Genomic DNA, 18544 nt, shown 5'->3' with positions numbered 1-18544 from the left:
AGCGAAAATGGCGACCCCTGCAGGAATCGAACCTGCGACAACCTGCTTAGAAGGCAGGTGCTCTATCCAGCTGAGCTAAGGGGTCATTTTGTTCGAGGGCTGGCTCACGAGAACATGCAGCTCGTCGAATGCCTCCGACACACGGTAGGCCTGCCAGCTCTCAATCTCGGTGTCGCTGCCAGCTTCCTCGGCGTATGCGACAAGGGCGGACATGATACGGATTTCGATGCCTAGTGCCCTAACTGCCGCCTGGAGTTTGTCGGTCGCGTTCATCGGCTGGCCTCCACGAACACATGCCCGTCGTTCCGTGGATCGGAGTAATAGAGGAGGCCTGCGTGTTCACGCGTCACGCCGCTTGTGGCCTCGATGTATCGAGTGATCTGGATGAGAAGGCGTTCAAGGTTGCGATAGAGGTTCACGCCTTCAAGGTCGTCGACGTAGTTTGCGACGAGAGTGTCCGCATGCGAGCGCGCTACACCCAACTGATAGAGTGCTGCTTCGGGTGTGGTGGAGGTGTAATATGACGCCTCCGTTTCGAGCTGGGAAATTCGTTCAGCGGAAATCTCTCTTTCAGTGTCGCGATGATTCTGATCCGCATGCTGCCACTGGTGCATGGCGCTTACCGCGACTGCTGCTATAGCCTCTGCCGTTAGCCCGTTGGTAACCATGTCTCGCTTCATTTCGGAGCGCTCCGTTGCATGTGTCCGATAGGTTTGATACTAATAGTATCAATATCACGGAGCGATTATGTGTCAATACTAAAAGTATCAATTCGTCAGGTGAAGGCGGCGCGCGCGCTCCTTGGCTGGTCACAGGCCGACCTAGCAAAAGCATCAGATATTTCGGAACCGACGATCAAGCGGCTTGAGGCCGGTGATGGTGATCTGGGCGGAAGACCTGATACGATCCAGAAGATAGTCGATGCGCTAGCGCTTGCGGGTGCGGAGTTCTTCGATGGGGAATACTCGTCGACAGGCGGCCCCGGCGTCCGCCTTCGCGATCGGCATCCATGAACGACGCCCTGGCTAACCTCCCGCTCTTCGCCACCGACCGCGAAATAGCCATTGCCGTGGTTGGGAAAGAGAGGGCGTCCTATTACACGAAGGCTGTCATCCCGATGCTAGAGCGGCAGGGATTTCCTCTTCGCGATCCGCTTCACGATGGCCGCCCAGTGCCTCTGGTAGCAAGGTTCTACTCCCAATATTGGGGGATCGGATCGGGGACCGCGATTGGCGGACCCGACGGCAAGGAGGACTGGAGCGCGTGGGATAACACCAAACGGCGTAGCGCGAAAAAGAAGCCGCAACTCGGCCTCGATACCCGTAGCCAGAACGCGCTGGTGTTTATGGCAGAGCATCCCGACGTGCGGTCGCACCTAGCTGTTCCCAATGCCAGTACTCACACAATGAATGTGCTGGTTGAGAAGGGCGCCCTGAGGCCTGGCAAGAAAGACCAGGACGGCGATCCGACCTGGGTGGTTACAGAGGCCGGCAAAGATGAGGCAAGACGTCTGGCGGAGTATTATGGCGGAAAGTCTCGGCCATGACTGACGGCCCCCGCCTAATTGGTCGCAAGGAAGCTGCTGCTTACCTCGGCATCGCCGAATCCCCGTTTTCCATGTGGGTGGCGACGCATAAGATGCCGCCTGCCATCGCTGGAACTCGCAAGTGGGATAGGCGCGCCATTGACGCCAAGCTTGACGAAATCAGCGGGCTTGCCACCGCCGAAAAAGACGATCCCTACGAGAAGTGGATGCGCGAAAATGGCGGCGGAAAACGTAGTCGGTCGTCTTCTGCGCACGGCACCGACATCGCCGTCTGGCGTGCCGACAAGGAAAAACGCAGAGCAAAATACAAGCCGCAGCTGGGCTTGAGCGGCAAGATCGAAACCGCGCTGATTTTCATGGCGACACATCCAGAGTGCGACACAGCTGCCTCGATACCAGGGGCAGGGCAGGTGCTTCTCGACGAGCTCATCGCCGCCGGTGCCGCCAGATTGGTCGGCACAGAAAAGAATGCCTTCCGATATTCACTAACCGAGGAAGGCGTTGCAGAGGCCGCCCGCATCAAGAAATGGCGGGCGCTTTCGCCAGATTAAGCGCGCAGGCCTCTTCACCTTATGGTTTAAAGACCTCGTCATGATAGAGCCCCACATATCGAAATGGGGTATCGTTTTTCTTCTTCTGCCCGATGCCCGCAATCTTTCCGATTGTGATGCTTCCGCCGGCCACAAGACTATTGCCCAGCGCAACTGGCCACGTCGCTCCGATTGCTAACGATCCAGCCGCTGCAGCAACGCCGGCAACGAGATTGAAGTCAGAAGCTAAATCCATAAGGCGAAACGGAATCCTGGATTCATGAATTGCGTCCACCTGATCCTTTGCACCGGAGGCTAAGCGCTTTAACGCCGTGTGCTCTGCCAGTGGACGATCAGGGGCATTCACGACAGACTGATAGACATCGTCGATATGAGCCATGAGGGCTTCACGTTCTGCAGAGCGTCTATCGCGAAAGGTAAGTATGTCATCGAGCGGAACGTCTTGGTTTGGAATGGGCAACGCGGACATTAGTGCGACACGCAGAATTCGTCCGTCCTTCACGTCCATCTTATCTTCGGGATCTAATATTCCGTACACCGCCCAAGGCGATATATCGTGCTCTTCAAGCCTATCAAAAAGCTCCAAGCTAGTTTCTCTGAATACGTCCGGACCAGTTCCTCCGAAATGATCGACGAAGTGGTTGGAGAATATTCCCGCCGTTTCAAGAAATTCGTATTCCCTCGGAAGCCCGACGACAAAGTTTGATTGCGTGGGGTTCGCGAGTTTATCCCAATAAAGAAGCCACATGCGAAGTAACTGATCGTCGTGTCGACCCATAGCGAACTGAGTACCAGGACCGATTTGCACACTTGGTGTTACAACTAAGCCCCGCATATTTCCCCCGAATCATTGAACTTTCGATGTCAGCGCAGTCGCAGTCTGATTCTATCGGCAACCAAGATCAAGATCACAAACGGCAACCACATCCAATTCATCGAACCCGTCCAGCACAGAGCGGCGAGGGCGCCGACTAATGCAGATGGACCGTGCCAAATTGTAGTTGTTTCCAAAGAGCCCCTCCAAAAAAATGGGCGTCGGCTTCGGCCGGCGCCCTCGATGTATTATTGATCAGAGCACTGATGCAGCCTCAACCGTTGTGACTTGCCGAAAATCCAGCGCTTCGAAAAGCCCGTCGATATCGACCAGTGAGATCTTCTCGCCATCACGGGAGGGCGTGACGCCAGAAACTTCGTACTCAGCACCAAGCGTTAGATTCCCCGAACTAGGGCTCGGGGTGATCGATCCGCACATAACTTTGTCGCCGATTTGCATAGTCTGATCCTTCCTTTTACCAAACCGTTCCGCTGCTGGTGGGGTCGAAGAACGTGTTACCGGAGGCGTTACCCGACCCGGTCACGCCGGGCGTTCTAGAGGTGCTGTTCAGCATCCCGTTGACGCCGTATCTGCCATTGTTGTTGATCTGCACGGAGTCACCGCGGAAGTGGGAGTTCCCAATGATGGAAACGCCATCGAGAGTGTTGTCATGGAACTTACCGCGATAGGCGCGGACCATACTCAGCTCGGCACTGGCAGCACCGCTTTGTGAGTTGCCGTAGACATCGCAATCGTCTGCGAAGATCGTGCCGCCCACCAGAGAATAGAGGCCATTCTCATTGTATCGGGAGACAATTCTCTGGGCGCTGGTATGCCCCATTCCGCACTCGAAACCGGTCTTCAGATTGTACTCTGAAACCGTGTCATCGACATGCATCTTACCGTTTTCATTTCCCCAGCCGATGTCGTTGTTTCGAAAAGCACACGACGTTGCACCGGCGATGAAGTTGGCTCCAGCTTTTGCATAGCCTCCAGCACCGAGATTATATCCGACATGAACAACACCCGGGCAGTTGAAGTCACCGCCGAATGCCCAGACACCACGCCCGCTATTGCCGCAAGACATGACCTCCGCCGAAACAAAAATCTCCGAATTGTCAGTGAGTGAAACAGCATCCCCGCCGCAGGCCCCGACAAAGATCGCGGTCGCGTAGAATTGCGATTGGCGTCGCCCGGCCAGGAGAGACAGGCAGTTCGAGCCACGAAGGTCCCCCAGGAATGTACGCGCACCCTGCCCAAGAACGCCAGAGGCAAACCCGTTTATGCTGACGCCGGAGAGACGTAACTGATCTTTCACATAGTGTCGGTCCTCGTCGATCCAGCCAACGGTTATGCCAGACGTGTTGACGAACGCGCCGCTGGTATAAGGCCCGGTCAGTCCAACGTCGGTGATGTTGATGCGAGCAAACTGGTTTTGCACGTAGATCGGGGTACGCGAACCTGCGTAGGTGATGATCGACTTATTCAGCCGCCAAGAGCCCGTGAAACTCACCGATCCGACAATAGTCGGCATCTTCGCGGTGATCGTCCCGTGGTAGGAGATTGAGACCGTGACAACATTGCCTACAATGCTTGTGATCTTGTTCGCGCCTGCGAGGAGGCATTGGCTGGTTCGCTTGTCGACGACGGTCGTGGGGACAAGCGAGAGCAACTGCCCAACAGCGATCCCGACCGGTAGCGATGGAAATGTGATCGCTGCTGTGTGGTTTCCAGCCGTGCCCGCAAAGGTGATGCTTGCGGCTGTCAAGGTGCCGCTACCGTTCTCACCGCGAAGGTTCAGGTTGAGCGGCAACGCGCTCACGAAGCCATAGTAGTTGGTCGCTGGGTAGAAGCCTGTGCCACATAAAACCTCGATCACACCGGGTCCATAGCATCTGCCAGCGAGCGTCATGATCGTATCGAAATTTGCCGCGGTGGCGTTAACTCTGAAGATGCCTTCGGGGATGTAGATCTGCGTGCCTATCGCCGCGGCCGCAACGAATGATGCAGCATTGTCGGTAGCTCCATTGTCAGCTACTCCACCAAACCAACGGATATCGACGCCACCGTCGAAATCACGAACCCACGACCCGGCGCTGGCTGAAACGTCGTCAGCCTCGAGATATACGGCGCCTTCGGTGTCCGATGCGACGCGGGCGGTGAAATCACCAACCGTCCAACGAAACTGGCCTTTTCGCCCGCCCTCGTTGTGAAAAGCCAGCGTCGAGACCGAAGCGTTGAGAGCTCTGACCTGAGCCCGCGTCGCAACGTTTTTGATGTTGACGCTGGCGGCAGCCGCCTGAGCCTCCGCAGCAGCTGCCTCCGCAGCGGCGACGATCGCACTAGAGGCTTGATCGCTCACTAGCCTAAACGTTGCCCCGGAGACGATGCCAAGCACGACCATGCCTGCGACTATTCCGCCCGTCGCAGGATCGTTGCCGGTGTTGGTTTTCAACACGAGCGGCCCACCGCCGTTGAAGCTAACTACAACCGGGGATCCTGTATTGGTCTGTGCAACCTGCAGCCACACGAGCGCAGACTGCGAAACCGGGATGGCCGTCGTCGCCATGATTGCGTTAGGCGTTCCTGCTCCAACGTCAGAGGCTACGATAAAGCTGAACGGTAGGTCAGATCGACGCGTCCACGAACCAGAGCCCGAAGCGCCGACCTTGCCATAGACTCCGTTATTTGCGGCGACGGAGTCGCCGAAAACCCAAGCCATAGAGTTGGCCGGCTTGGAAAGATCTGCATTGAGGAGCGCCAGCGAAGAGTAGATCAGGCCGCCATTCGACGTGAATGCAGCGATGATCTGCTCGATCCACGTACCCCAGCTGCGGATCTGCGACTTCTGGGGCTGCGTGGGCATGCTGGATGGGCCATCGGCCCAAATCGTATTTGCCAATTCTGGCATGAAATCTCCCATACGGAAGCGCTCCGGCGCGCGGCCAGTGCGAATGATTGGATGAGTTGGGGTGAGCGCTTAGGCGCTGATGGGGCCGGCGGTGTAGGTCTCTATGACGTGCTCGCCGATCTGGGTGACGTTCATGAAGCCGCCGACGTCGGGTGAATTCGCCTGACTTTTGAGGAGATCGGGCATCAGTACGATTGGATCAGCGGAGAAGGCGTCGGCGACTTCCTTGGGAACGGTTGGCGTGATCAGGACGTGCTGAATGTCCATGACCTTGCCGCCGGTGTTCGCGGCCGAAATGATGAAGGCCGCCGGACCTTTTGCGGACCAACCTGCAACGACGATTTCCACCTCGTCCAGGCCTAGCTGGGGATACGTGCCAGCTAGGAAGGCCCGGCAGCTATCGTAGTCGAATGCGCCGACGGAGATCGCGCCGACTACTTTCGAGATGGCATCCATCCTGCCGCGTGTGGCAACCGCCAGCCGCATATGCGGGCAAGGCATTACCTTGGCGACGTGAAAGTCAGGATTACCTGCTGCGCGCGCCAAGGTGTCGCTGACAATGACGGCGTATTCCGGGGTAAGGATAACGTTGATGGCCGTCATCGGACGATGATTCCTCCGGTAAGGGCTGTCACGGTGATCGCCGAAGCAACAGACGCGACGGTGATGCCGGTAGCGCCGATCGTGACGTTTCCGATGATGGCCGTGAACAACGGTGTGAAAATCGGATCGAATACGACTTGGCTGTAGAGGCTGCTGGTATGGCCGAGGCCATACCGTTGCAGCATCATGCGATGATGGATGCTCACGCCGCACCTCGCAGCGCCCGACGAGCCTTGCGGTTCATGAGCGGCACGACCGTCTTGTGGTCGACTGACGGGTCGATCATCTGGCCGACCTTGTCATCCCAGACATGAATGCGCTCGATCCGCGCGCCGTCCTTGTCGACCGTCGCCATGTCGATGTGCCCGCCGATCTGGTAGCGAGGCTTCGCATCAGTGTCCTTCAGGTACATCGGGAGGCCGGGGATCTCACGCATGCGTGAAAGAACAGCCTTGCCGAAGTACCGTGCGTAGCTTTCCACGGTTTCGCCTGGTACGAGAGGTCGAGCGATGGTGACTAGATCCATCACTTCCATCTTCGCTCCGCGCATGGTGCACTCACGATCGATGTTTGGTTCGAATGCTCTGACGGTAACGTCATCGCGCAGTTCGTCCATCGTCTGGAAGCCAAGGCGGAAGCCGCCCTTGGTTTCACTCCACGCCGAGATCAAAATCGCGACGTTCTGCACCTCGTGCTGCTGGTGCTCGGCATACACAAGCGCCGTCTCCCGAAGGAAGGCAGGCAAGAAGTTGTCGACGAACTCGTCGATTCCCCAGCGGTCGGCCTGCTTGATCAGAAAGTCTTTCATCTTGTCGCCCAGTACCTGGTGACCGACCGCCGTGATGGCAATCGGGGCGACCTGGCCGCAGGCAATCTTTTGCGTAAAGTTTCCGACGACGCCGTTGGTGTCGTAGCCGGCGCCGTCTGCAAAGAGGTAAGCCGCCGATTGGTCAGGTGCGGTCAGATAGACGAATGCGCTCATGCGCGGCTCCACTTCATTGTGAAATTGACTTGCGGCCCCAGGATCGGCCGTTGAATGCTGTCGGCAAGCGCCTTGCCAATGCCGCCCCCGTTCTGAAGAACGCCGTTCGAGAAGTCCGAGGCGAACGATTTGATATCGTCACGGAAGGATTCATCCCGAAGTGACTTGCGGATCTGGCCTGCTTCGGGGCTGTTGAGGTCGGTGGAAAGACCATACTGTTTGAGTGTCGTCACCACCTGCTGGTCGGTCGACGACATCGAACTAAAGCGTCGCTGTTCCAGGAGATCCTGTTGCAGTTTGGCTTTCGCAAGCTGGTCGGCATATCGGCCGTAAATCTCAACCTTCTTTTCGACCTCGGCGCGCTGTGCGTCATTTAGGGAACGTCCCTTGTCCTCGGCCTGCTGCAACAGGTCGAGTTTAAAACGGGCCGCATCAGCTTCATTCCCGAATTTGCCTAGAAGGGCAGCCTCGAGCTGCATCTGGGCGATACGGTCGTCCGCGGACTTGATCAGGTCGCGGTATGCATTGGCGGCACGCTGGGCTGCAGTCTCGGACTTTTTATCGGCACCGGCAGCACCTGGCAGGCCTTCCAGCTCGACGAGCGGCCGACGAGTCGGGACGCCTGGGTTGACCGGCTGGAACTGCTCGCTGGTGTATAACTTTCCGCCTTCGGACCACGTTTCGCCAAGAGTGCCGAGCGGTGGAAGCTCCATTCGAAATGCGGCCGCCTTGCCTGTGGCGGTCTCAATTTTGCCGGCGAGGATATCGAACTGGTCGCCGTAACCTTTAAGTGCCTTGCTACCGGTGGCTTCGATGATTGTCGCCAAGGCTTGCGTCGCTCGGCCGAATGCGTCCGAAGGATCCTTGCCGTCTTCCAGCGACTTCCGCATGTCTGCGATAGCCTGCTCATAAGCAATGGCCGATGTGGCCGCCTCCGGCGATGTCGCGTCTCGGAGAGCGCGCGAGACCTCTGGGGAAATCTTCACGAGTTGATCGAGCGCCGCGGCCTGATCCTGGTAAAGGCGAGTCGTCGCAGCAGACTGCGCGTCCTGTAGCTGCCCGGCGTCCCGTGCCCGTACAAGCTCATCGGAGTAAGCTTTCAAGGCTGGATAGGCGTCACCCCATCGCTGAGCGACGGTTTCGATGAGCGTTACTTGCGCTTCGAGTTGAACCTTCAGTTTTTCGGCCTGGTCATCACCGGAGGTGAAATACTGGATCAAAGCAGCTGAGCCGGCAACAAGGCCGATGGTGACGAGAGACAGCGGGCTAACAATCGAGGCGAATGCCCCCGCGAGTGCTCGACCGGAAGACTGCCCTTCGCCTCGCATCTGCGACAGGACGGCAGAAAGCTGAGTGCCCTGTTGCAGCGCGATGGTCATCGGGTTCATGCCGCCGAACGCGGTAACGCCGATATCCTGAAACTGTGCGGCGATATTGCCGGTCTGGAACGACCCAGAGCCGGCGCCACGAACCGAAGGCGTCGCGGGCGTCTCAACAAGTGCCCTGTTTCTGCCTTTGATCGCTGCAGTTGCCGCCAACGCGGCCTGTCGTTCCCGGCTGATGGCCGCGGCCATCTCGTTAGATGAGATGGCACCGAGCGCATGGGCACGACGGATATCTGCAACTGCCGATTTGTAACCGTTTATGGTATTGAACAGCGGTGAGTAGCGAGCACGCAACCGTTCGAGCTCGGCGCCTTGATCAGCGAGCGCACCTGTCCACTCTTTCGCCGCCTTGGTAGCGACGCCCGTCATAGCGTTGATGCGGTTCTGCAGAGAGCTGGTTAGGGAGTTGTCGACTGTCTTTCCGACGTTATCGAACTGCTTTTTTACGCTGCCTGCGAGGCCGCCGAGATCTCTCTCAATGCGCTGAATCGACCGGCGCAAAGTGGCCTGGTCGGTGGAGATACTGATGATCAGGTCATCGGTGTTATCAGTGGCCATAGGGCCTCCTAGACCCATTAGGGGTCAACATTTGAATTGTGGGAATGTACGCGAATGAGGCCGAGCGGTAGTCGAGCCGGCACTCGGCCCGACCTCTGACCGCCCCTAGAGGCCCTTCGCCGCCCGCGCCGACTCTTGGTGAGGACGGCATAGGCTGACCAGCTGATCCGCGTCGAAGAACAATGCCGGATCGCCGTCGTGCCGAGAGAGGTGGCTTACGGCAGTGGCAACCTCGACGATCTCATCTTCAATGCAGACCTGACAAAGCGGATGTGCCTCGATGTGCCGGCGTCGGAGCCTGCGCCAGGTGTTGGTTTGGTAAAGTGCGCGGATGGATTCGATGTCAGGTGATGCCACGCGATTTCATCTTCGCTTGTGCGCGCTGGGCGGCGGCGGATCGCCGGTCGACAACCTCGGCGCTCGTCGATTTCCCGTAAGCGCCCCAGAGAACGATGCTGACCTCCGCCAAAAAAGCGCGAGTGATCAGCCGCTTTGGGAGCTTACCGCTGTCGTCCCATTCCTCCTCGATCGAGGAAAAGCCGACTGACACTTCATTGACGAGGCCAGACCGCACGCTCGCCAACGCCTCTTGGCCCATAGGCGACTTCTCGTCGGGTGCGAAGGTGTAGAAAAGGCCAATATTGTCAGACCGGAGTTTTAGGCTGCCATTCGAGACCCTCGCTAGAGGTTTGGTGCTGTCGTGCCCCCAAAGAACTGCAACGTCGGGATGATCAACTAGGCTCCGATCAAACGCGCCGCGGGCGAAGCGCTCTTCGAAAAGTCCGGCAATGACTGCCGGCCGCCCCCATTGCACCGCATACCCGCTTACATCAGCCACTCGCGCGCTCCGCTAAAGCCTTCTCACGCTTGGAGATGGCAAGGCGCCGCGCGATTGCTTTCGCGCTCTCAGAGCGCCCTGTGTGGCGCTGTTCGCCCGGTAGTTTCACGGATCGGAGGGCGGGGCGGCCGTTGTCGGCTGGACGGATGTCATACTCGCGGCGTTCAGACATAACCAGCCTCCGCGGCTTCTCGCCTGAAGCGGTGGATGTGTCCGTCGTTCCGCTCGCCGAGGAAGTTTGCGCGGACGGCAGGTAAGTATGTGATTTGCACGCCCTCGTTCTCCAGACCGTCGAGCAGGGCATCGGCATGGAGGCGGGCGGCGTGAACCGCGTCGAGCGCTTCGACCAAAGCCGAGATCCGCTTTCCGTATTCGGCACGGACGACAGCACATGCTGCTACGCTCGCCTGTGCTTGGCGGTCACGCATACGGCGTCGTATGATCTCGATAGCGGCATCTACGTCAGCGGCATGCTTGCGCAGTTCAGCGAGCTTTGCTGGTCGGCTAGCAAGGGTCTGGTCGACGGTCTCGCCGAGAAGAGCGGCAACGCCTGCCTGTATCCTTGGGGCAGGGCGAGCGATAATATCGGCTGCGAGCTCATCGATCTCAGCGTTTGTGCGGCTGGCCTCGGTTGCAAGCTCGGCGAGTTTGGCTTCCATGGCCGCGTAATCGGCGTCTGCTTCGGCTAGGGTCGGCACGCGGAATGGGGTGGATTTATTGAATTTCATGCGAATAGATCCTTGATGACGTCGGCCATAGCTGCGCCGTTGATGACGATGGATTTTCGATGCCCGGAGTACTGCCAGTGGCCGGGCAGAGCGCCAAGTTTGAGGAAGCGGTGGATACCGCCGCCGTCGAAGTGGATTGCAACTTCCGGCCAGCTTGAAACGAATTCGAAGCGGAGCCTGCGAAGGTCGGCATCGTCGTACATCTCGGCGATAGCCAGCAGCTCGTCGCCGGCGGTTTTGCAGTAGCCAGCGGGTGCTCCGGTCACGTCAGCCCCGTCTGGGGTCAGGCCGATGTACGTCTCGACCGACCTTGCAGACAGGTGGAGGGGAGCGTCGGCCGCATAGGCGACCACAAGCGCGACAACGTCCGCAAGGTTCAGCTGCGGAGCCGTGCGCGGTGCGCCGGTCGGAATGAGGCTGGCCTGTTGCAGGCGCTGCGAAACCGCAACTAGACGGCCGCGGCGGAAGCCAATGCGGCGCTCGAGAGCGGCAATGGCGTCGGCGAGGGTTACGGTCTTCATGCAGCCACCCATGCGGCCTTGTCGCCAGTGTCGACGTAGATGTCGACGTCGGTGTTCGCTGGCACGAAAACGCGCGGGCTCATCGACGGATTCGGTGTCTTGCCGATCGCAAAGTAGGCATCGGCGGAAGAGCGCAGCCGGAATATAGGCTGGCCGAGGGCGTCACCGACAGCCGGTGCGGTATTGGTCGTCGCTACGCCGGTAGCCGGCGATTCCGACCAGGCTATTTTGCCGAGGATGGGTTGCTGCTTATCGGGCTGACTGGAGCCAGGATAGCCGGCAACGATATGCACGCCAGATAGCGGCATTGGGTTCTCCATACTTTTTGGAATGTTGAATGACAGGGCAATAAAAAAGACGCCGGCTTTCGCCGACGCCCTTTCAACCACCCACTGGAAACGGAACCCCGCCGCGCGCCGTGTCGGCGGCAGGGTCGATCGACCTTGTCGGCAGACAAGGGATCTAGTCGCTGCGGTTACATCCGCCGTCAACGAAAAGGTTGCCGTCGGGCGCTACGATGGTAGGCGCAACGCTTTCACCCTGTGAGGGCAAGGTGGACGGCTTCGGCATGGGCGTGCCGAATGGGAAAACTGAAATGGGCTCTCACCCATTGGTGACCTGAGTGCGCGTGGTGCGACGGCGCGCAGATCTCTCCATAGGAGTACGCAAGAACGCGGCACGAAAAGGCACATGGGTATGCTGATTTTTCAGCGTACCCCATTATTACCGCTCAGCAGGCCGTTTGAGTTCGTACTCATCCATAAAGATACGCTGTAGCGTGGCACGATTTTTCGCGCCCTTCACATATACAGGTGACAACTTCGCGTTTTGCACACCTTTCGGCCAAACAAACTAGCTCCCCGGAATACGGGAGCAAGCTAGGTGTGGCGGATTAGCAACTATTACGTTCGTCCCCTCATAGATCCACACCACGGCTGATGCAGTAAGTGGACCCTTCATATGTACACACCATGGCCATTGCTGTTTCTGCCAACTAAGCGGTAGAAATATCATTGATTGCGGCACTAAGCGCGAATTTTTCCACTTTGAGGCCAAAAACCTCAATGATTTCTCGCGCGCTTGCGCACGCGGGAGGGAAAAAACTGTATTAGCACTCGTTGTTTTGGACACCGCCGGTAGGCGAAGATTCGTCTGTGGAGAAATGATCGCCCCCTCCTAGTCGTATCTGATTGACACACAGTATTCTCCATCTGGGTTAGTACAGGTGGGGCATGACCGATTCGACAGATAAGAAGTGGATGATGGATAGGCAGCAAAGCGCTGCGGCCGTCTATCACGATCTAAAAGAGAGCCAGAGGGTAACGTTCACACTCTCCGCAGAGTATGGTCGTTGGCTTCTGGCCAGTCTGTTTCTTATGCATGGAAGCGCGCTATTCGGCCTCTTTACGTTCTTAGGAGACGTAGCTGACAAACCTGAGCTGCTCAATGGGTACGCGGCTGCAGTGTGGTGGTTTGTCGCTGGCTACTTTTGGCCATGCTGACTGGGTTCATCACTTGGGTGAACTGGTCAATGCACAGCAATAACTACGATCACAATGCCAATGTTGCTATGCTTTGGGACCCTCAGGTCTGGATTGGTAAAAGCCCGCACACTACCGGCCTGAATGTCACCCACTGGGCCGCCATAACAACGGGGTTCGCTTCTGCATTCTGCACGTTGGGCGGCGCAGACGCTATCGTCAATCGAGGAGCAATTGTGAGCAGTATCTTGAACGCAGGCGGCGCTACTTGGCTAGCCGTGGCATCTGATGTTTTCGTGTCAATCGGTTTGCTCCTCACTGCGATAGGGGCCGGAATAACAGCCAAGGCTGTCATTCTTACCGATAACGATGCAATCACCATAGGCGTTGCCCGCTATGCGGCAGCAACCAAAGAAGAAAATTTGAAGCTTCCGGCAGTTCGTAATCTTCTGAACTCGTCGAAGGCGGCTAGACGTGGCTTACTCGCAATCGTGTGGGGTACCGGGTTGCAGCTCAGCGCGATTTTCGTGAAGCCGATCATCTGGCTCATTGGCTGAACAACATCATACAGGGGCGTGGAAGCGCCGTGCCGGCTTCCACCGGCACCGGGGTGGTTCCACCCCTGTGGGGGTATAAGGGGGAGGGGTGGAACGGTTGGTGGAAGGTGGTGGAACACTGGTGGAAGCGAGGTGGAACGGTTGGTGGAACCGCCTTTAATTGCCTCCGCCGAAGTCTTCCGACGCCAAAATCAGCCGCTGCCGAGGCCTCGATGGTGGGCCTTCCACCACGATCTTTATATCACCTGACCGCAGCAAGGCATTCATCGCGTCGACGAACCTAGCCTTCGGGACGCCCTCAGCTTCAGGCATCTTCGCCATCATAGCCGGAGCATACGTTGTCCCTGGTACGTGACATACGCTGCGACCCTGCCGATTGAACATTGATAGAAGGTCACGGAAGATGGCCTCGGCGCGTGCCGCCAGCATCATAGATCCGGCGGCCGGCTTGCCGTCGTCGAGCTCGAATGATCCATCTTTCCATCGGATGGTGATCTCGCCGCCGACCTTGCCGTAGTTGATTTTCATCGTCCTCAGCACGCGCAGGTCCGCGTCAGCTCCCTTATCGTCAGGCCTCGTCATGTAGAGGCGACTACGCGAACTGTTGCTCCATCCGGTCGAGCCTGAGGATCCGGTGCCAGTCTGCATACCTTGCACAGATGGGTGAGCAAGAAGGACAACGGCGCAGTCGATCTTGATGGCTAGATGCCGAAGCATCGAGATGAACTGGCGCGCCTGGCCGCGCTTGATCTCATCGCCGCCGAAGAGGTCGGCCACGGTGTCGAGCACGACTAGCTTAGGCTTGAAACCTTCGGCATATTCTTCGACCGACTTCCAAAGCGGGGTCGGTTGCATCACCCCTTTGTTGTCTGGAATGGCTAGTAGGGCATCCATCCCGGCCAAAGGCACGAGCCGGAAGTCCTCAAGGTCGGCGAGAGTCTTTCCGTGCGCGCTGACGATATCGAGAAGTCGCCGGTGGAATTCTTCAGCTTCATCCTCAGCGCCGAGATACAGCGTCCGACCGCCAAGAAAGGTCATACCGAGCGTTTCAGATCCCATGCAACCCGCGGCACCAATTTGTAGCGCGAGGAGTGATTTGCCGACGCCACCATCGCCAGAGATAATCGTGACCTGTCGCATCGGGATGAGGTCAGTTGCATACCATTCGCGCTCTGGGACCTCCTCGCCGTGCCAGTGCACCGGATTAACAACACCGATCTCGCGGACCGCAGGCTCTTGCTTTTGGGGGTTGTTGTCGTTCGCGGCGGTCGGCGGTTTCGCAAGCCGATCGCCGATTTCGGACAATTTTCGCTCCATCGGCGTGAGGTCGGGCATCTCATGACGTGGGTCTGCAGTGGGCAGTACATCAGCTAAAGGAATGTCATCGATGACGGCATCCATGATGGCGTCGACGGCCCTGATGCAGGGCTCACCACCAATCTGCTGAATGATAGGCGTGCCAGCCCGCCAGAGCGTTACGACGGAAACGTCCTCGCCCTTGCCAATAAATCGCTGGAAGCCATCAGTCAGGATCGCTAGGCGGGGAATGTCTGTTTCTTCGAAGTCGGCCCAATCATTGACTTTTTCGACTGTGTCCCGGTTGGTTGTACTCCAATCTGGTTCGCCGTCAGCGAAGGGGATGAGTACCGAGTCGCCGGAGAGCATGTGGCAGAGTTCGCGATGGATTGTCCAAGCTTCTTCGCGGGGATCTGGCTTAGGCTGCGCGGATGCGGTCATAGGCGGTCAGTGCCTCATATTGGTCAAGAGCAAGTCGGGTGATGCGTTCAGCCAGTGGCGTCGCGAAGCTCGCGACACGGCGATATCCAGACTGCGGCGCAAATGTCAGCAAGCGACCGTCGCGCATTCGGAGAAGCCGCAAGCCGTAGAGGCGGCATTCATCGGTAAGCTCGAGGTCAAAGACCGCAATGGCTCTATGGCCGCCGCTCGGTTCGTCTATAGTTTTGAAGTCGGTGATCTGCATTGGTCTCCTTCCACGATGAGATAGCCCGCCGGCGAGGGCCGGCAGGTGGTTGTGTCACTGGTTGGTGATGTTGATCAGGCGGCGCGCGCGTCGATCTTCGCCTGAATCCAAGCGGCGACCTCGGACCGAACGAACGCAATTCGGCGCTCGCCCAATTCGAGCGCCACAGGAAACCGCCCTTCGGCGCGGTAGCGGTTCAGCATGGTGCGGGACATGGACGTAAGGCGGCAAGCCTCGTTCAAGCTGACGAGGGCAGGGGTATTGTCATTTGAAGGTGTCATAGTTCTCCTCTTCCGGCACTCGGCCAGATCAATCACGTAAAAAGGTGAAGGCCGGCATTGCCGGATTAGAGGTTGGATCTGCCTAGCAGATCATGGCGGGGTTCCCGCCGGTTGCAGGTCGCTCAGCGACAATCAATATATAGGCGATATGGTCGTAAAAGTCACGCCGCATTTCTGTGGAGCGGTTCACCATCAATGGCTGCCGGCTCGGTCATGCAGTGGTTTGCCCATTGCTGCATTAACTGACGGCGACGCTCCAGCGCATCCGACCTTGCGTAGGACTGCTCGACCTTATCGCCAACAGCATGAGCGAGGGCGGCCTCGGCAATCTCTCGCGGTGCATGTGCTACCTCGGTTGCCCAGTCGCGGAAAGTCGACCTGAAGCCATGGACCGTGAACACTCCGCCGCCCGCAGTGTCCAGCGCCTTCGCCAGTGAGGCATCCGACAGAGGCTTCTTGTGCCGGACACCAGGGAAGACGTAGTCGTTGACCGACTGTTCCTCCATCTTTTTCAGGAGCGCAGTTGCCTCGTCCGACAGCGGCACGCGGTGTATCTTGCCGCCCTTCATGCGGATTGCTGGAATAGTCCAAACCTTCGCATCAAGATCGAATTCCGGCCAGACCGCGCCTCGCGTTTCGCCGCTGCGAACGCCGGTGAGTATCGTCAATTCCAGCGCGCGAGCGCTGACGCCGCTTACCTTGGCCAGCTTCTTCATGAAGGCGGGCACGTCGGCGTGAGGCATGGCCGCGTGATGGTTGCGTGCGACAAGCTCGTTAGGCTTGTGGAGGACATGTTCGAGGTTGCCTTTCCAGGCTGCCGGATTATCACCGGAGCGATGCCCCTCGACCTTGGCCGCGTCAAGAACACGCTCAATCGCCTCGCGCAGCTTCTCCGCGGTTTCCTGTTTTTCGCCCCATAGCGGCTTGATGACCTTCACTACGTCCGCCACGCGGATGCCGCCGATAGCCTTAGAGCGGATATCCTTTGCGTGATTGCCGAGTAGATTACGCCAGCGTGCTTCCGTCTTACCTCCGCGCCAGCGGCCAGCCTTTACGGCCGCATCGATGAAGTCGTCGGCATAGGCTCCGAACGTCATCGCGCTGGGTGAGGCCTCCTCTGCCTCGCGTTTGGCCGCCAGTGGGTCAACGCCCGTGCGAATCAGTTTCCGCGCGTCCTCGCATTTCTCACGTGCTTCAGCGAGGCCGATTGTGTGGAGCGGACCAATACCCATCTCGCGCCGCAGGCCGGCAAAGGTGTAGTTGAACATCCAATAGCGACCGTTACCCTTGGCGACGAGATACAGGCCGCCGCCATCGCGCAGCTTGGTGGCCTTACTAGCAGCGATAGACTTCACAGTAAGAACGTTACGAGTATGGCTCCCCATTAATCTTCCCCACAATTTCCCCGCTATTGGGGTATGCGCTATATATGCGCATCGTGGTCGGAATGGTCAAGTAAGCCATTGAAAGAAAACGGTTTTGGAGTGCGACGGTTGTCGCTATCGAGCAGTAAAGTTACTAAAAATTATCCGGCCCGGGGAGCCAAATTCAAAGAAGCCCTGTTTTCGTGGATATCCATGAAAACAGGGCTTTTTTATTTCATATCCTTTTCCATTATATTTTCTGTGTCGTTGCCGTGCATGGCTAATGATCATTTATTGCACGCCAGCAGATCCGAAGCTTTGTCTTGAAAGACCACGGCGGGCTCTCCCTGCCTTTCAGATGCACAGCGATTCAGCATGGCCTGTTCTGTTCTTGACTTTTCTCGAAAAAAATAATAGAACGTAAGGTGAACATTATGGAGGTGCAGATGAAACGTGCCGAAGATGTCGCTGAACGTGCGCTTGCCATGGTCGCTGCCTCCCGTGCTTTGCGGGAGCGACATGATAAGCAGCGCAAGGAAGTTTACGAGCGGGTACAGATAGCCTCGCTACGCAAGCCGAAAATTCCCAAGGGAATACAGTTGAGATTAGACCTGCAATAGGTTCCGGCCTGGCTGTGCCATACCACGCCGGAATTCTTCTCTGCTCAACGAAGGAGGGCTGATCTGGTCAGCTGAAAAAGGTCGCGAGGCCTTGGCCGGCACTGAAAGCTGCGTAGGCAAGAATGCCAAAATAGACGATCGTAATCACGTTGAATAAATGGCCTACAAGTACGATCGCGCCGTCTCGCTGGAGTATGCCTGCAGAAAGCAGGAGTATGGCTATGCCGGGAAGTGTATTTGAGAACGGTATAAGCCCTAACGGAAACATTAGAAGTACGCCGGCAAGAGTGATGGCAAGTCCGTTCAGTCGGTTGACGGTGGTTCCGGTCGTTAGCGCCCGCAAGCGCGGCTTGAGGAAGCGGTCGAGGCGCGACACGATGTTTGCGCCTTTATCCAGCGCAGGCAGAAGTTTTTTCGTGTCCAGTTCGCGATCCAAAATCTTTGCCGGAAGCCAGGGCATCCGGTTCAGTGTGATTGAAATGCTGATCAGAATGATGGCAGCGCCGAACACCGTGCTGACGCCGGGAATGGAGACCGGAATAAGAAAGGGCAGGGCGGCGACGGCGCAGACGAGCAGTAGTCCCTGTTCTCCAATCCGCTCCATCAGATCCCGCAACGATACAGTTGGTCCCTGAATGCCTTTGATAAGACCTCGGAGAGTTTCGCTGAGGGAGGTGCTGGTATCCTGAAAGTCGAATTTTGCCTGCAAAATAGTACTCCATTGCCGCCGCAGAGGAGGCAATGGATATCAGGAACAGCCAGTCAAGCAAACCCGAAGCTCCTACTCTCGCGCGAGATGGAGAGCGAAGTGCGGCATATGTCC

23 protein-coding genes and 1 tRNA gene are annotated in these 18544 nt (G+C 57.7%); 5 read left to right on the top strand and 19 right to left on the bottom strand.

The features are described from left to right. Positions 1-8: 8 nt before the first annotated feature. The 3 genes from GGE33_RS08605 to GGE33_RS08595 form a co-directional block, all read right to left on the bottom strand. Positions 9-85: transfer RNA gene (locus GGE33_RS08605), tRNA-Arg, on the bottom strand. Continuing rightward, a complete protein-coding gene (locus tag GGE33_RS08600; protein ID WP_183822130.1) occupies positions 76-273 on the bottom strand; it encodes a hypothetical protein in 198 nt (65 codons plus the stop codon). Before GGE33_RS08600 ends, GGE33_RS08605 begins: the two co-directional genes overlap by 10 nt. After that, positions 270-680 carry a hypothetical protein gene (locus tag GGE33_RS08595; RefSeq protein WP_183822128.1) on the bottom strand — a complete coding sequence of 137 codons (411 nt, stop codon included), beginning with the start codon at positions 678-680 and terminating at the stop codon, positions 270-272. Before GGE33_RS08595 ends, GGE33_RS08600 begins: the two co-directional genes overlap by 4 nt. A gap of 69 nt (positions 681-749) precedes the next feature. On the opposite strand from GGE33_RS08595, the gene GGE33_RS08590 reads away from it, so the two are divergent. The 3 genes from GGE33_RS08590 to GGE33_RS27470 are packed head-to-tail and all read left to right on the top strand — an operon-like array spanning position 750 to position 2097. Beyond that, on the top strand, positions 750-1013 hold the full coding sequence (locus GGE33_RS08590) for a helix-turn-helix domain-containing protein (protein WP_183822126.1): 264 nt from the start codon (positions 750-752) through the stop codon (positions 1011-1013). Beyond that, entirely contained in the window at positions 1010-1546 is a 537-nt protein-coding gene (locus GGE33_RS08585; protein ID WP_183822124.1) for a hypothetical protein, read from the top strand. The genes GGE33_RS08590 and GGE33_RS08585 overlap by 4 nt, the downstream gene beginning before the upstream one ends. Further along, a complete protein-coding gene (locus GGE33_RS27470; protein WP_246435759.1) occupies positions 1543-2097 on the top strand; it encodes a helix-turn-helix transcriptional regulator in 555 nt (184 codons plus the stop codon). Before GGE33_RS08585 ends, GGE33_RS27470 begins: the two co-directional genes overlap by 4 nt. Before the next feature lie 19 nt (positions 2098-2116). On the opposite strand, the gene GGE33_RS08575 is transcribed toward GGE33_RS27470, so the two are convergent. The 11 genes from GGE33_RS08575 to GGE33_RS08525 form a co-directional block, all read right to left on the bottom strand. Continuing rightward, positions 2117-2845: a DUF6236 family protein gene (locus GGE33_RS08575; protein ID WP_183822122.1), complete on the bottom strand. Its 729-nt coding sequence runs from the start codon at positions 2843-2845 to the stop codon at positions 2117-2119. A gap of 321 nt (positions 2846-3166) precedes the next feature. Continuing rightward, positions 3167-3370: a hypothetical protein gene (locus GGE33_RS08570; protein ID WP_183822120.1), complete on the bottom strand. Its 204-nt coding sequence runs from the start codon at positions 3368-3370 to the stop codon at positions 3167-3169. 16 nt (positions 3371-3386) lie between these two features. Continuing rightward, a complete protein-coding gene (locus tag GGE33_RS08565) occupies positions 3387-5822 on the bottom strand; it encodes a hypothetical protein (RefSeq protein WP_183822118.1) in 2436 nt (811 codons plus the stop codon). Positions 5823-5891: 69 nt separating this feature from the next. Beyond that, on the bottom strand, positions 5892-6425 hold the full coding sequence (locus GGE33_RS08560) for a hypothetical protein (RefSeq protein WP_183822116.1): 534 nt from the start codon (positions 6423-6425) through the stop codon (positions 5892-5894). Beyond that, positions 6422-6631 carry a hypothetical protein gene (locus GGE33_RS08555; protein ID WP_183822114.1) on the bottom strand — a complete coding sequence of 70 codons (210 nt, stop codon included), beginning with the start codon at positions 6629-6631 and terminating at the stop codon, positions 6422-6424. The genes GGE33_RS08560 and GGE33_RS08555 overlap by 4 nt, the downstream gene beginning before the upstream one ends. Next, on the bottom strand, positions 6628-7407 hold the full coding sequence (locus GGE33_RS08550) for a hypothetical protein (RefSeq protein ID WP_183822112.1): 780 nt from the start codon (positions 7405-7407) through the stop codon (positions 6628-6630). Before GGE33_RS08550 ends, GGE33_RS08555 begins: the two co-directional genes overlap by 4 nt. Then, complete coding sequence (locus tag GGE33_RS08545; RefSeq protein WP_183822110.1) at positions 7404-9350, bottom strand: phage tail length tape measure family protein; 1947 nt, start codon at positions 9348-9350, stop codon at positions 7404-7406. The genes GGE33_RS08550 and GGE33_RS08545 overlap by 4 nt, the downstream gene beginning before the upstream one ends. 343 nt (positions 9351-9693) lie before the next feature. Beyond that, complete coding sequence (locus GGE33_RS08540; RefSeq protein WP_183822108.1) at positions 9694-10188, bottom strand: HK97 family phage prohead protease; 495 nt, start codon at positions 10186-10188, stop codon at positions 9694-9696. 164 nt (positions 10189-10352) lie between these two features. Then, on the bottom strand, positions 10353-10916 hold the full coding sequence (locus GGE33_RS08535) for a hypothetical protein (protein ID WP_183822106.1): 564 nt from the start codon (positions 10914-10916) through the stop codon (positions 10353-10355). Next, positions 10913-11437, bottom strand: a complete 525-nt coding sequence (locus GGE33_RS08530) for a hypothetical protein (RefSeq protein ID WP_183822104.1) — start codon at positions 11435-11437, stop codon at positions 10913-10915. Before GGE33_RS08530 ends, GGE33_RS08535 begins: the two co-directional genes overlap by 4 nt. Further along, a complete protein-coding gene (locus GGE33_RS08525) occupies positions 11434-11745 on the bottom strand; it encodes a hypothetical protein (RefSeq protein WP_183822102.1) in 312 nt (103 codons plus the stop codon). The genes GGE33_RS08530 and GGE33_RS08525 overlap by 4 nt, the downstream gene beginning before the upstream one ends. Positions 11746-12932: 1187 nt before the next feature. Between GGE33_RS08525 and GGE33_RS08520 the strand changes: the two genes are divergently transcribed. Next, entirely contained in the window at positions 12933-13475 is a 543-nt protein-coding gene (locus GGE33_RS08520) for a hypothetical protein (protein ID WP_183822100.1), read from the top strand. A 156-nt stretch (positions 13476-13631) separates the two neighbouring features. Here the strand turns inward: GGE33_RS08520 and GGE33_RS08515 are convergent, their stop codons facing one another. From GGE33_RS08515 to GGE33_RS08500, 4 genes are all read right to left on the bottom strand, one after another. Then, a complete protein-coding gene (locus GGE33_RS08515; protein ID WP_183822097.1) occupies positions 13632-15212 on the bottom strand; it encodes an AAA family ATPase in 1581 nt (526 codons plus the stop codon). Then, positions 15190-15456: a hypothetical protein gene (locus GGE33_RS08510; protein WP_183822096.1), complete on the bottom strand. Its 267-nt coding sequence runs from the start codon at positions 15454-15456 to the stop codon at positions 15190-15192. The genes GGE33_RS08515 and GGE33_RS08510 overlap by 23 nt, the downstream gene beginning before the upstream one ends. Positions 15457-15530: 74 nt before the next feature. Next, positions 15531-15737, bottom strand: coding sequence for a helix-turn-helix transcriptional regulator (locus GGE33_RS08505; protein ID WP_183822094.1), 207 nt, complete (start codon positions 15735-15737; stop codon positions 15531-15533). Between the two features lie 161 nt (positions 15738-15898). Further along, the gene (locus tag GGE33_RS08500; protein ID WP_183822092.1) at positions 15899-17122 is read right to left on the bottom strand and encodes a tyrosine-type recombinase/integrase; all 1224 of its coding nucleotides are present in this window, start codon (positions 17120-17122) and stop codon (positions 15899-15901) included. 425 nt (positions 17123-17547) lie between these two features. On the opposite strand from GGE33_RS08500, the gene GGE33_RS08495 reads away from it, so the two are divergent. Next, complete coding sequence (locus GGE33_RS08495; RefSeq protein WP_183822090.1) at positions 17548-17721, top strand: hypothetical protein; 174 nt, start codon at positions 17548-17550, stop codon at positions 17719-17721. A 67-nt stretch (positions 17722-17788) separates the two neighbouring features. On the opposite strand, the gene GGE33_RS08490 is transcribed toward GGE33_RS08495, so the two are convergent. Beyond that, positions 17789-18430 (bottom strand): exopolysaccharide biosynthesis protein, encoded by a 642-nt coding sequence (locus tag GGE33_RS08490; RefSeq protein WP_148146394.1) that lies wholly within the window; start codon positions 18428-18430, stop codon positions 17789-17791. Positions 18431-18544 lie beyond the last annotated feature (114 nt).

It is taken from the genome of Aliirhizobium cellulosilyticum (assembly GCF_014198105.1).
GTDB classification, from domain to species: Bacteria; Pseudomonadota; Alphaproteobacteria; order Rhizobiales; family Rhizobiaceae; genus Neorhizobium; species Neorhizobium cellulosilyticum.
Note: the sequence above shows the minus strand (reverse complement) of the source record. Positions and strands in the feature narration are given on the sequence as shown.